The sequence below is a fragment of the Olivibacter sp. XZL3 genome (assembly GCF_004368405.1).
Taxonomy (GTDB): domain Bacteria; phylum Bacteroidota; class Bacteroidia; order Sphingobacteriales; family Sphingobacteriaceae; genus Olivibacter.
In genome coordinates this window covers 25,978-38,257 of record NZ_SBJH01000046.1, presented here as the reverse complement: position 1 = coordinate 38,257, position 12,280 = coordinate 25,978, and the positions used below count along the sequence as shown (strand labels likewise).

The 12,280-nt window shown below is 41.9% G+C and carries 14 protein-coding genes; 3 read left to right on the top strand and 11 right to left on the bottom strand.

Annotated features, from left to right (window positions below):
• The first annotated feature begins 32 nt into the window (after positions 1-32).
• Positions 33-1,265 carry a pitrilysin family protein gene (locus EPX21_RS10775; protein WP_134089700.1) on the top strand — a complete coding sequence of 411 codons (1,233 nt, stop codon included), beginning with the start codon at positions 33-35 and terminating at the stop codon, positions 1,263-1,265.
• A gap of 116 nt (positions 1,266-1,381) precedes the next feature.
• Positions 1,382-1,954 carry a peptide deformylase gene (gene def / locus EPX21_RS10770; RefSeq protein WP_134089699.1) on the top strand — a complete coding sequence of 191 codons (573 nt, stop codon included), beginning with the start codon at positions 1,382-1,384 and terminating at the stop codon, positions 1,952-1,954.
• Between the two features lie 3 nt (positions 1,955-1,957).
• Here the strand turns inward: def and EPX21_RS10765 are convergent, their stop codons facing one another.
• The 10 genes from EPX21_RS10765 to EPX21_RS10725 all read right to left on the bottom strand — a co-directional run bounded on the left by EPX21_RS10765 (position 1,958) and on the right by EPX21_RS10725 (position 10,187).
• A complete protein-coding gene (locus EPX21_RS10765) occupies positions 1,958-2,560 on the bottom strand; it encodes a trimeric intracellular cation channel family protein (protein ID WP_134089698.1) in 603 nt (200 codons plus the stop codon).
• Between the two features lie 44 nt (positions 2,561-2,604).
• Positions 2,605-3,246, bottom strand: coding sequence for a leucyl/phenylalanyl-tRNA--protein transferase (aat, locus tag EPX21_RS10760; protein WP_134089697.1), 642 nt, complete (start codon positions 3,244-3,246; stop codon positions 2,605-2,607).
• Between the two features lie 83 nt (positions 3,247-3,329).
• A complete protein-coding gene (rbfA, locus tag EPX21_RS10755) occupies positions 3,330-3,704 on the bottom strand; it encodes a 30S ribosome-binding factor RbfA (RefSeq protein ID WP_134089696.1) in 375 nt (124 codons plus the stop codon).
• 23 nt (positions 3,705-3,727) lie between these two features.
• Entirely contained in the window at positions 3,728-4,930 is a 1,203-nt protein-coding gene (gene hflX / locus EPX21_RS10750) for a GTPase HflX (protein ID WP_134089695.1), read from the bottom strand.
• A 302-nt stretch (positions 4,931-5,232) separates the two neighbouring features.
• Positions 5,233-7,338, bottom strand: coding sequence for an ATP-dependent DNA helicase RecG (recG, locus tag EPX21_RS10745; protein WP_134089694.1), 2,106 nt, complete (start codon positions 7,336-7,338; stop codon positions 5,233-5,235).
• A gap of 24 nt (positions 7,339-7,362) precedes the next feature.
• Positions 7,363-7,743, bottom strand: coding sequence for a RidA family protein (locus EPX21_RS10740; protein WP_134089693.1), 381 nt, complete (start codon positions 7,741-7,743; stop codon positions 7,363-7,365).
• 10 nt (positions 7,744-7,753) lie between these two features.
• Positions 7,754-7,897, bottom strand: coding sequence for a DUF6728 family protein (locus EPX21_RS23450; protein ID WP_370450967.1), 144 nt, complete (start codon positions 7,895-7,897; stop codon positions 7,754-7,756).
• 96 nt (positions 7,898-7,993) lie between these two features.
• The gene (locus tag EPX21_RS10735; protein ID WP_134089692.1) at positions 7,994-9,367 is read right to left on the bottom strand and encodes an OmpA family protein; all 1,374 of its coding nucleotides are present in this window, start codon (positions 9,365-9,367) and stop codon (positions 7,994-7,996) included.
• Between the two features lie 305 nt (positions 9,368-9,672).
• Positions 9,673-9,867 carry a DUF6358 family protein gene (locus tag EPX21_RS10730; protein WP_134089691.1) on the bottom strand — a complete coding sequence of 65 codons (195 nt, stop codon included), beginning with the start codon at positions 9,865-9,867 and terminating at the stop codon, positions 9,673-9,675.
• Positions 9,868-9,872: 5 nt separating this feature from the next.
• Positions 9,873-10,187, bottom strand: a complete 315-nt coding sequence (locus tag EPX21_RS10725) for a rhodanese-like domain-containing protein (RefSeq protein ID WP_134089690.1) — start codon at positions 10,185-10,187, stop codon at positions 9,873-9,875.
• Positions 10,188-10,358: 171 nt separating this feature from the next.
• Here EPX21_RS10725 and EPX21_RS10720 point away from each other — a divergent pair, with 171 nt between their 5' ends.
• Complete coding sequence (locus EPX21_RS10720; protein WP_240768658.1) at positions 10,359-11,702, top strand: M20/M25/M40 family metallo-hydrolase; 1,344 nt, start codon at positions 10,359-10,361, stop codon at positions 11,700-11,702.
• Here EPX21_RS10720 and EPX21_RS10715 read toward each other — a convergent pair.
• Positions 11,699-12,268 (bottom strand): hypothetical protein, encoded by a 570-nt coding sequence (locus tag EPX21_RS10715; RefSeq protein ID WP_134089689.1) that lies wholly within the window; start codon positions 12,266-12,268, stop codon positions 11,699-11,701. The two genes, EPX21_RS10720 and EPX21_RS10715, sit on opposite strands and share 4 nt — an antisense overlap.
• Positions 12,269-12,280 lie beyond the last annotated feature (12 nt).

Sequence of the window (12,280 nt, the reverse complement as noted above, 5' to 3'; positions counted from 1 at the left end):
ACCCGTAATTTTCTCTAAGTTTGTCCGTCACAATGGATCATCAACTCATTCATTTATCAAACGGTATCCGCGTTTTATTAAAACCTGCGGACACGGTTGTATCGCACGCCTGTATTCTAATTAATGCAGGAACAAGAGATGAGCTGCCTCATCAATATGGCATGGCCCATTTTATTGAGCATCTGCTGTTTAAGCGAACAGAACGAAGGAATACAAATCAAATTCTGAATCGCTTGGAGTTAGTGGGCGCAGATTTAAACGCATATACCACAAAAGAGTATACCTGTATACATGCTTCTTTCCTAAAAGAACATTTAACAAGAGTATTGGACCTCTTTGAAGATATTATCTTCCATTCCGTTTATCCCGAAGCGGAGATGGAAAAAGAAAGAGGGGTAATCCTCGATGAGATTGCTTCCTATCAGGACAGCCCCGAAGACGCTATTGCCGACGATTTTGAGGATATGTTGTTTGAGAAGCACGCTTTAGGTCACAATATCCTAGGAACAAACGAATCGCTTAATGCAATAAAAAGAGAAGATATTTTTGAATTCTTAAACGAAAACTATTGTACAGATCAGATCGTTCTGGCGATAACAGGTAACTATGAGTGGGCGAAAATAAAGACGCTTGCAGAAGGTATATTGGATAAAATACCGGCAAATCTTTCTAAAAGGAAAAGGAGCATGCCGGTTGATTACCGCCCGAGCCGAAAAAAAACAGAAAAGCCGATTGTACAGACCCATGTAAGTCTGGGTAACGTCGCCTACTCCTTACACGATGATCGCAAAACGGGTTTGATGGTATTGAATAACCTCCTTGGCGGGATGGGAATGAGCTCTAGGCTGAACCTTCAAATTAGGGAAAAGTATGGAATTGCCTATACAATTGAATCAAACTATACGCCTTATACCGATACCGGCTTGTTTTCTATTTATTACGGAACGGATGAGGACAAAGCGCATAAAGCGCTTAAGTTAGTTAATCGCGAACTTAAGAAATTAAGAGATACGAAATTGGGTGTCTTGCAGCTCTATCAAGCAAAACAGAAGTTTATCGGTCAAATCGCTTTGGGAGAAGAAAATCGGATGGGTGTACTTATTTCAATGGCAAAAAATTTGCTTGACTATGGAAAGATCAATACACTCGAAGAAGTGGTAGAGAAAATAAATAAGGTTACCGCGGAAGAGCTTCTGGCGATTGCAAACGAGATATTTGACGAAACGCAGATAAGTGAGTTGGCTTTTGTTCCCGAACAGGAATAAATTTTCGTACAGACCTTGTGAACAAAGTCGACATTTGAGGAACGAATTGGCACATTCTTCTCCTTGTTTAGTCTGATAATGGCGGCTTTTTTTAATTTTGATTTTAATTTATACAAATGAAATTACCAATAATAGCATACGGAGATCCGGTTTTAAAACGAAAAGCAACAGATATAGATAAAGATTACCCGGACCTGGACAAGCTGATTGCCGATATGTTTGAAACGATGTATGCTGCCCATGGCGTGGGTATTGCAGCCCCTCAAATAGGCCTGTCGATTAGGCTCTTTGTAATAGACGCATCGCCCTTCGCCGAAGATGACGCTCCGGAGTTAAAAGACTTTAAGAAAGTATTTATTAATGCACAAATCGAAGAGGAGGAAGGCAATAAGTGGGAATTTAACGAGGGCTGCTTAAGTATTCCGGATATTCGAGAAGATGTTAGCAGGCACGAAACGATACATATACGGTATTTTGATGAAAATTGGGTGGAGCATCGTGAAAAATACGACGGGCTGGCAGCGCGCGTTATTCAACACGAATATGACCATATAGAGGGCAAATTATTTACCGATAAATTAAGCGTATTACGGAAGGCAATGCTCAAATCGAAGTTGGAGGCTATTTCTAAAGGGCAGGTGAAGGTGGATTATAAGATGAAGTTTCCCTCTCTTAAGAAGAAACGTTAAGCCTTATCCGCCTATGATGGGTAAAGACAGCTTATAACGTACGGAGATAATCCGGGTGCCGAATATAAGCGAAGCGCTGATGAAGGCGTTGAGATTTTCACTAACACCCAGATCCGATAACAGGATAAAGGTAACTGCACCTAAGAGGCAAGCGGTTCCGTAAACTTCCCGTCTAAATATCAACGGCGTTTCGTTCATTAATGTGTCGCGGGTTACGCCACCCATTACTGCAGAAAACATTCCTAATACAATGGCGGCAATTTCACTGCTATCAGCGGCAAGTGACTTCTGGAGACCGACAATAGTGAAAAAGCCGATGCCTAAGGCATCGAACATAAATAAGGTTCTCCGGAGTTTACCTAAATAGCGGTGCGTGGTGGTCGCTATAATCACCCCGAAGAGTATTGCTAATAAGTAATTCCCATCGTCTACCCAGACCGGGCGCGCATTTAAAAAAATATCGCGTAAACTACCGCCGCCGATTGCTGTCACGAAACCTGTGAAAGCGGCACCAAAAATGTCTATTTTGTGGTCTGCAGCCGCCATCGCGCCCGAAATAGCAAAAACTAAGGCGCCTATCAAGTCAATCAGGTAAAGCAAGTCCACAATGGGTGATCTAATTTAGTGAATACGAAACTAACTTTTAAATCTTAAGATTGCAATATTTGATAATAACTTTCGGCACTGATGGTCTTGGCACCCATAGACGCTAAATGTTCACTTTCGATTTGGCAGTCTATCAGTTCAAATCGATCGGATTCACAAAGGTTTATCAAGGCTATTTTGCTCGCATTGGGGGCAAGGGAAAACATGCTTTCTCCACAGAATATATGCTCCCTTTTTCCACAGATAACGCCATATAGACCGCCAGCTAACTGGTTCTCTCTCCAGACTTCCGTTGATATAGCAAAGCCTTTCTCGTGTAATTTGATATAGGCCGCTTGCATCTCTCTGGTTATCCATGTGCCTTGTTGGCCCTTTCTCGGCGTCGAAGCGCAAAGGGATATAACACGGTCAAAACAGGTGTTGTATGTTACTTGGTATCTGTTTGCTTTTATTTCTTTACGCATGCTTTTACTGATTTTTAACTCCCGAGGAAACAACACAAAACGTTTCCGCGGCGCATACCATAGTATTGGCGTATCATCGTCGTACCAAGGAAAAATCCCCGTTGCATAAGCAGATAGGAGACGCTCTGTCCGAAGATCGCCTCCTATTGCTAATAAACCGTCTTCTTCTGCAAGCGAGGGGTCTGGAAACCAAAAATCGTCTTCGTTAAGTTGAAAGAGCATGTTTAGCGATAAGTTTTAGCGGTTAGGTAGCCCTTAGCCATTAGGATCAACTAAAAGCTAGTAGCTCATGTCTAATGGCTATTTTAATCCTCTTGTCGCGGTTCCTTACTTATTTTCTCGAAGAGTTTGTCCATCCGCTCGACATACTCGTTGGTGTCATCAACGAAAAACTCCAAATGCGGAACGATCCTCGCTTGGTTTTTTATGCGACTTCCTAGTTTATATCTGATTTCTCCGGCGTGGCTCTTTATGTTGGCAATTGATTCTTGTACATTCTTCGCGTTTAGAAAGCTTAAATAGACCCGCGCAATGGCTAAGTCTGGCGTTACTCTCACGCGGGTAACCGTCACTAAAGTCTCAGGAGCCCATATCATACCTTCTCTTTGAAATATATCGGCTAAATCTTGCTGGATTACACTAGCAAAACGTTGTTGTCTTTTACTTTCTGTTGATCCCATGTTACGACCTCTTTTATGAATGATTAATATAACAAATTATTATACGGATATCGGGCGGTATGAATTTTGACAACTTTGTCGTACAATAGCTGCCTAAATTCCTCAACGTTCCTTTTTTCCGTTGCTGAGATGAAAACAGCCGGACTGCTATGTTTAGCCATCCAGCTGTTTTTAAAATCCTCAATAGTGACGTTTTTTTGTCCCTCATTTACGTCCTGGCCGTCGTTCGTAACCTCTGTTGCTTGGTAAGCATCAATTTTGTTAAAAACAGTAATTACCGGCTTGTCTATCGCACCTAGATCTTTTAAAGTCTCATTGACCGTATTAATGTGATCTTCAAAATTGGGATGTGAGATATCAACTACATGTACCAGGATATCTGCCTCGCGTACTTCATCTAAGGTCGATTTAAAGCACTCAACCAAATGATGGGGCAGTTTTCTGATAAAGCCCACCGTATCGGACAACAAAAATGGAAGATTGTCGATAACTACTTTTCGGACGGTGGTGTCTAATGTGGCGAACAGCTTGTTTTCAGCAAAGACTTCCGACTTTGAGATCATGTTCATAATGGTAGATTTGCCCACGTTTGTATATCCCACCAAAGCTACCCGAATCAACTCGCCTCTGTTTTTGCGCTGGGTTTCGTTTTGCTTATCGATCTGTTTTAATTTTTCTTTCAATAAAGAAATCTTATTAAGGATCATACGACGGTCGCTCTCAATTTGGGTTTCACCGGGTCCCCTCATTCCGATACCGCCTTTTTGGCGTTCCAAGTGCGTCCACATTCGAGTCAGGCGGGGAAGTAAATACTGTAGTTGAGCCAACTCAACTTGCGTTTTCGCCTGTGCGGTTTTTGCACGGTTAGCGAAGATGTCCAGTATGAGGTTGCTGCGGTCTAATATTTTTATCTTCAGTTCGTTTTCGATGTTTCTTAATTGCGAAGGGCTCAGTTCATCGTCAAATACCACAATGTCCGCCTCTTCAGCTTCTACAAAGGCTTTGATTTCATCGAGCTTTCCGCTTCCCACGAAGGTAGCTCTGTCTGGTTTTTGCATTCGTTGCGTAAAGCTGTTGATCGTTTCGCCGCCTGCTGTTTCAACTAAAAAGGCTAATTCTTCGAGGTATTCTTTTTCTTGATCTTCAGTTTCATTAGGCGTTATGATGCCCACTAATACCGCCCTTTCGGGTTTTATTGCAGTGTCATATATTTTTTTTATAGCCATAGGTGTTCTTACGGAATTAAATTTACTAATAATAGTTTATAAATACGTTTATATGCGAGTTTAACAGTGCATATAAAATCGCGTCTTTCTCGCGCTTTTTTAGCTATGAAAGAATCGTGCCTGAAACTTGGGCCAATACAGTGGAGGAATGGTTTATTGGAATGTGAAATGTCCATACCTGTCATTATACCGCACGGTAACCGTATTCTTTGGCAGCGATAAATGTCGATTGGGTATGGTATTACATAAAACAATTGATTTAATAGTACAAAGATAAGTTTTTTGCGTTTAAAAACGATATGCTAAGAGATTTTATCCCAACTTATGCCTTTGTTCTGCGCTAGAAGATAATTGCGGAGTAGTTGATTTTTCGGATCCTCGAGCGTTGGATCTTGCTTAAAGATATGTATTACAAAGTTCCTCGCCTCCTGAAGAAGAGCTTGGTCAACACTTAAGTCTGCTAACTTGAGGTCTAGTATACCGCTTTGCTGCGTGCCTGCAATGTCTCCAGGGCCCCTCAATTTGAGGTCAGTCTCCGCAATTTCAAACCCGTCGTTGGTTTTGACCATGGTGCTAAGTCTAAGTTTTCCCTCGTTACTGAGTTTGTTTGACGACATTAGAATGCAAAAAGATTGTTCTCCGCCACGTCCAACGCGGCCGCGCAGCTGATGGAGCTGTGATAAGCCGAAACGCTCCGCATTTTCGATAATCATGACGGTGGCGTTTGGCACATTGACCCCGACTTCTATTACCGTGGTAGCAACCATGATCTGTGTTTCTCCTTTTACAAAGCGCTGCATCTCAAAGTCTTTATCTTTCGTTGGCATCTTGCCGTGAACAATGCTGATTTTGTATTCGGGTAGGGGAAATTCACGGGCTAAATTTTCGATTCCCGCTTCCAAGTGCATTAAATCTAGTTTTTCGCTTTCTTTAATAAGCGGATAAACCACATATACTTGTCGTCCTTTGGCAATTTCCTCACGCATAAAGCCAAACATCCTCAAGCGGCTATTTTCGAATAGATGAAGTGTTTTAATGGGCTTTCTGCCCGCCGGCAGTTCGTCAATTACAGATATGTCTAAATCTCCATAGAGGGTCATGGCCAGGGTGCGAGGTATTGGGGTTGCCGTCATTACCAGCATATGCGGTGGAATTTGATTCTTACGCCATAACTTCGCTCGCTGCTCTACGCCAAAGCGGTGTTGTTCGTCGATTACAACAAGACCTAAGTTTTTAAATTGTACGGTGTCTTCAATAAGCGCGTGTGTGCCGACCAGTATGTCCAAAGATCCATCGACTAGTGCTTCGTGAAGGATCTTTCGCTCCTTTTTAGGGGTGGATCCACTGAGTAGTTTGATCGATATGGGTAAATCGCCGATTAGCGCTATTAAGCCGTTAAAGTGCTGTTGAGCGAGTATTTCGGTTGGGGCCATCATACAAGCCTGACAGCCATTGTCGACAGCCAGTAACATCGTCATCAGCGCCACCACGGTTTTTCCACTGCCGACGTCTCCTTGGAGAAGGCGGTTCATCTGTGCACCGGTATGTGTGTCGTGCCGGATTTCCTTTATGACTCTCTTTTGTGCATTGGTTAGGGGGAAAGGTAGGTGCTTCTGGTAAAAGGTGTTAAAGTTGTTCCCAACCTTATCAAAAACGTGGCCTTTGAATTTAGCGGTTTGAAGTAATTTGTTCTTTAACAGCTTCAGTTGTATAAAAAAGAGTTCCTCGAATTTCAGACGCCGTTCCGCCGCTTTAAGCTCCTCTATATTGGAAGGAAAATGGATATTGACAATTGCCTCCGCTTTCGAAATCAGTTTTTGCTTTTTTAGGATGTAGGGGGGGATGCTTTCTTCGATCTTTTTGGAAGCCCATGTCAGCAAGCCTTCTTGCAATCGCTGGATACCCTTGGTATCTAAAAAGAATTGTTTTAGCTTTTCTGTTGATCGGTAGACCGGTTGCAGCGTTGGATTGCCCACCTGTTTATTAGTGGCATTATATAATTCCATTTCCGGGTGCGTCATGGAGAACTGGCCGTTAAAGAGCGTGGGTTTACCGAAGATAACGTATACTGAGCCTATTTTTAAGCTCTTTTCAAGCCACCTTATGCTTTGGAACCATACGAGTTCCATCGATCCCGTTTCGTCTTTAAAGTGGCCAACAAGCCTTCTACCTCTTTTTTGGCCAACTTGTTCAACCGCAGTGAGTCGCCCCAAAATTTGAGCTGTGGGCATGTCGGGTTGCAATTCAGCTATTTTGTAATACTTCGTACGGTCGATATAACGAAAAGGGTAGTAATGAATAAGGTCGTTGAAAGTGAAAATCGCCAATTCCTTTTTCAGTACGTCCGCCTTTTGTGGGCCGACACCTTTCAGATATTCTATTGGCGTATGTAAACCATATTCAATCACAGGTGTTGATGCTGAACTTTATAACTACGCTTTCCAGGCAATGCAAGAGATTTCAACGTCCATGCCTTTAGGAAGCCCTTTAACTGCAACCGTTTCTCTTGCAGGTGCATTTTCTGTAAAGTATTCTCCGTACACTTCATTGACAACGCCGAAGTTATCCATGTCTGTAAGGAAGATACTTGTCTTAACAACATCAGCAAAAGAGTACCCTGCCTCCTTTAAAATAGCGTGTAGATTTTCAAGGACTGTTTTCGTTTGCTCGGCAATACTGCCTAAAATCAGTTCGCCCGTTTGCGGTGAAAGTGCAATTTGACCGGAGACATAAAGTGTATTACCGGCTTTTATAGCTTGATTGTAGGGGCCGATAGGGGCAGGGGCGTTATTTGTATTGATAATATCTTTCATGTGATGATAATTAGCGTAGGAAGAACCAGTCGATCAATTTGTACAAAATTCCAAGTAAAAACAGCGCAATTGCTATTTTGTTAATCGCGTGCATTACTTTTAAGTTAAAGCTCCGTTCGGAGCTATTGGGATTTTTGTTTCGGAAAAAGTACATACCACGAAGTTAGCGCGGAATGATGAGAATTCAAAGAAAAACCCTCGGAACAATCGTCCCGAGGGTTTTTTATGATAATCTGCTTAATAGACAGAATTATTTTTTGAATTGTACGTTACGGTTTAACTGACGACCTTCTTCAGTTGCGTTAGATGCAACCGGTTTAGTTTCGCCATTACTTACCACATTGACTTGTGATGCAGCAACACCAGAGTTAACTAAGTAATTTTTAACAGAGTTAGCACGGTCTAAACCTAACTGATAGTTGTACTCTTCTGTTCCTTCTTCAGAAGCGTTACCTTCTAAGGTAAGTGTAGCACCGCTAGCACGTAGGTCAGCAGATACTTGATCTAAAGTTGGGTAAGAGCTGGTTTTCAATACAGAGCTGTCGAATTCAAACTGAATGTTTGGATAAGAACCAGTTGAAAGAGCAGTAGTATCAGGCTCAGGGAACTTGATAGGACATCCTGATCCGTCAACTTGTGTACCAGCAGGAGTGTTAGGGCATTTGTCGAATTTATCAGCAACGCCGTCTCCATCAGAGTCAGTACTTAAAGCTTGAACAGTTGATTCAAGCGCGCTTACGCGTTGTTTCAATGCGTCAACTTCGTTTCTCAATTCTGGATCTTTCAACTCATCGTAAAGAGTCGCTACTGGGTTAGCCCAAGTCAAATCTTCTTTGTCTTTGCTTCCTAGTGAGAACTCTAAACCTGCGTGTGTATAAGAGAACTTATCGTTGCTGGTTCTACCTTCAACAGGACCGAACAAAAGCTTCGTATCAACAAAGTTCATCGTATAACCCAAATCTAAAGCTACGCGGTCGGATAATTTGAATTTAAGACCCAAACCTACAGGTACGAAAGCTTCGCGTGTGTAATCTCTGTCATGATTAGCCTCACGGTCGCCAGCGCTTTCACCCCAGTTTCCTTTATTATCCCATGCAGCTCCAGTTCCGTCATTGTTAGCATACATTACGGGGTTGAAAGCCATCAAACCGTAACCAACGCTAGCGTAGAAGTTAACTGAGTTTTCTCTTCTCAAGAAGTCGATGGTAGCAAACTGGAATACACCATTTAAGCTAACAGCATACTGAATATCAGTTTCAGCTGATTGATATTGATTACCGTCCCAAGCATTTGTAGTAGGGAATGGCTGAGAGTTGTGCGTAAAAACACGACCTCTGTTCGCATCCAATTGCAAGCCGAACCAGCTGGAGAATTGCTTACGTACGTTAATACCGTAATATTCTCTAACAGGTGCTTCAAATAGTCCTACTTTATTACCGAAAGCGTTGGAACCTCCAATTAATACATTCGGAGTAGTTATACCGCCATTGACTCCAATGGACCAAGTTCTGTATTGGCTCCTTCCGCCAAATACTTTAGCATCTTGTGCTTGAGCTGCCCCAGTGAATCCTAAGGCGGCAATCAAAGAGCAAGTAACTGCTTTTTTGATTGTAGAATAGTTCATACTTCGTTCTTTTAAAGGTTAAACAGTTTTAATTGTATAATTTGTATACAAAAATAGTTATTAGTTTTATTCATGCAACAATAGCAAATACTATTCCAAAAAAAAAGATCGGTCGGATTTACTCTTTTGTGCGTTTACTGGAAACCTGCATCGTTTTTTGGACCTGTATAAGTGCTTGTTTTAAAGTGATTTGTGTGTTTTATGCCCCGCTTGAATAATTATAGGGATTCCAATAAAACGAGCAAAAAAAATATAAAAAAAATGTCTAGTATTGCTACAATATTGACTAAAATATAGTACAAAACCTATTTGTTGCCCGTTTTGATCATCTCCTTTACGCTCTTTGCCAGCTTAATTTTGAGGTATATAAGGGCTGCTATCCCCAATATGCTGCCCGCCATGATGCTATATTGCTTTCCGTTGTAGGCCGCAACCGTGCAATAGGCAAGCACGATAATGCCAATATTTAAGAAGATATTATAAAGGAATTTCTTTCCCATAGCGATTAGTATACCGGCATGTTTGGATCAAACGCGTCCCGCCAAGCCAAGATTCCGCCCTCTAGGTTTGCTAGATTGGTATAACCCTCTTTTTCTAGCATGAGAATGGCTTGCGCGCTTCTCTTTCCGCTTCGGCAGTGCACTATAACGGGTTTATCGCGGCTAATTTTATCCTTTTCCAAGAGAACCTGTGCAAGCGGGATGTTTTTACCGTTCAAATTAGAAGTCTCATATTCGAACTCCTCGCGTACGTCTATGAGCTGGAAATCTTCATTTTGATCGATTTTCTGCTTTAGTTCTTCGACAGTTATTTCTTTCATGATGGTTATATTAAAATCAATACTTATAACCACCAAACTTAGACAAACTTATTTTCATATGCAAGTTTGCTGATATGGCGTATCGAAATAAGTGAGCTTGTTTACCGTAGATAAAAAGTACCGTTTATGATGAAACTTAAGGATTTTGTTTAACTTTATTACGAAATAAGAATGAAGCAAATTTTTTATATGTGGGGGAATACTTTTTGTCGCGCTATCCTATCTATAGTTTTGATTATAACGTTGGCAGCTTGTGCTGGTCAAAGAAAGCAACACATTGTAAATGTCGATGAACGTGAAGTTCATAACATTATAGCAACGCTGGCCGATGATCGATTAAAAGGCCGAGCTATTTTTACCCCCGAGATTGAAGAAGCGGCGGCCTTTATAGCCAAGGAGTTTGAGGTGGCCGGGTTAAAGCCGTTGGAAGCCGGAGCAAGTGATTTTTTACAACGTTTTCAGGTAACGCAAATTAAACCCGTTCTAACGGAGATTGTACTAAATGGAGAGGCGGTTAAGGAAGATTCGGGCTTTATACTGAGTGACCAAGCCGGTCTCAATTGGAACGCAGATCCGGACGTACGTGTCCTGCGTATCCGTGAAGGCGAAAGTTTCAGAAGTAAATATCGGGAGATTTTAGAGCAAGAGATCAATGCGATCGTTTGTGTCGACAAAAGCTTCGCGAAGGAATTTACTTATTTGAAACAACATGCTGACGGCGGAAGAATAATATTGGATGAAAGCAAAAGGAAAAAGGCGTCTGTCGTTTTTGTCTTGCAGGAAGAGCAGCCTAGTTCCTTCCGTGTCAACTATGCTGGAAAGGTCGAGAAGAAGGAGTTGGCTAATGTCGTTGGGGTACTTCCCGGAAAATCAAGGGCCACGGAGCTAGTGGTCTTTTCAGGACACTATGACCATATCGGTATTTTGAAGGCAGTCGAGCAAGACTCGATCGCAAATGGCGCGGATGATGATGCCTCAGGAGTTACCGCGGTGATTAGCTTAGCGAAAGCGTTTGCAAAACAAGAGGACAATGAACGAACGCTGATTTTTGCTGCATTCACAGGAGAAGAGTCTGGAGGATTTGGCTCTCAATATTTTTCTAGACAGCTAGATCCGCAGGATATCGTTGCGATGGTTAATATCGAAATGATTGGTAAAGACTCGAAGTTCGGACCGAATTCGATGTATATTACGGGATTTGAAAAATCGGATTTTGGAAATATCTTGCAAAGGAACGTAAAAGGCACCGGATTTTCATTTTATGCCGATCCTTATCCCGAGCAAAATCTTTTCTATCGAAGTGATAACGCGACTCTGGCTGCCTTAGGTGTACCAGCGCATACGGTCTCTACCGTACAAATTGATAAAGACGATTATTATCATACCGTAAAAGACGAGTTAAAAACCTTGGATATCAGGAATATCGTTGCGTCGATTAATGCAATAGCTTTGGGGGTAAGGTCGATCGTAGCGGGAAAGGATACTCCAACTCGATTAGAACCATTGAAAGATTAAAGGCTTTCTCCGATAATAAGGAAATCTTTTTCGAAATAAATTTCAAAAAAGCCGTCCCCTACAGTTGTGTAACATACATGACTTTCTCTTTTCAGTCCTTTCACCTGGAAGTTGGTTTGGTCGTCAAAGATGTAGACCTTTTGATTTGCTGCCTTCCATTTTTTGAACCCCGATTTAATGGCAAACATTCTTTGACTGCCATTGATAAGGACAATGTTAATGAAGGGAGCAAAGCGCTGCAGTAGCTGAAGCGAGTGATCTTGCGACACAAGGTTGGCAGCTTGGTATTTTTTTTCAATAAGATAGTTTAATGCAGTTTCTTTGAAAGAAGCTTTGTCTGCGTAAAGGACGCTAACTTGATCTTGTTGAATGCCATTATGCTCATCGCTAATAATAAGGTCTATATGGATATCTTCTCGTAATAAGTGTTGGGCACTTTCTTTATTGGCAATAATGGTTGGGCTCCACTCAAGCAACTGGCCAAGGAGCTCGGCATCGAAGCCGGACAGAGAGTCCACTATTAACGCCGGCTCTTGTTTCTCTCTAACGATATGATGGGACGACATGGCAGTTAAACT

Excerpts from the sequence above, each read along its gene's own strand:
- EPX21_RS10775 (WP_134089700.1), top strand. The coding sequence starts at position 33 with ATGGATCATCAACTCATTCATTTATCAAACGGTATCCGCGTTTTATTA.
- def (WP_134089699.1), top strand. The coding sequence starts at position 1,382 with ATGAAATTACCAATAATAGCATACGGAGATCCGGTTTTAAAACGAAAA.
- aat (WP_134089697.1), bottom strand. The coding sequence starts at position 3,246 with ATGCTCTTTCAACTTAACGAAGACGATTTTTGGTTTCCAGACCCCTCG.
- rbfA (WP_134089696.1), bottom strand. The coding sequence starts at position 3,704 with ATGGGATCAACAGAAAGTAAAAGACAACAACGTTTTGCTAGTGTAATC.
- hflX (WP_134089695.1), bottom strand. The coding sequence starts at position 4,930 with ATGGCTATAAAAAAAATATATGACACTGCAATAAAACCCGAAAGGGCG.
- EPX21_RS10740 (WP_134089693.1), bottom strand. The coding sequence starts at position 7,743 with ATGAAAGATATTATCAATACAAATAACGCCCCTGCCCCTATCGGCCCC.
- EPX21_RS23450 (WP_370450967.1), bottom strand. The coding sequence starts at position 7,897 with ATGTACTTTTTCCGAAACAAAAATCCCAATAGCTCCGAACGGAGCTTT.
- EPX21_RS10735 (WP_134089692.1), bottom strand. The coding sequence starts at position 9,367 with ATGAACTATTCTACAATCAAAAAAGCAGTTACTTGCTCTTTGATTGCC.
- EPX21_RS10730 (WP_134089691.1), bottom strand. The coding sequence starts at position 9,867 with ATGGGAAAGAAATTCCTTTATAATATCTTCTTAAATATTGGCATTATC.
- EPX21_RS10725 (WP_134089690.1), bottom strand. The coding sequence starts at position 10,187 with ATGAAAGAAATAACTGTCGAAGAACTAAAGCAGAAAATCGATCAAAAT.
- EPX21_RS10720 (WP_240768658.1), top strand. The coding sequence starts at position 10,359 with ATGAAGCAAATTTTTTATATGTGGGGGAATACTTTTTGTCGCGCTATC.
- EPX21_RS10715 (WP_134089689.1), bottom strand. The coding sequence starts at position 12,268 with ATGTCGTCCCATCATATCGTTAGAGAGAAACAAGAGCCGGCGTTAATA.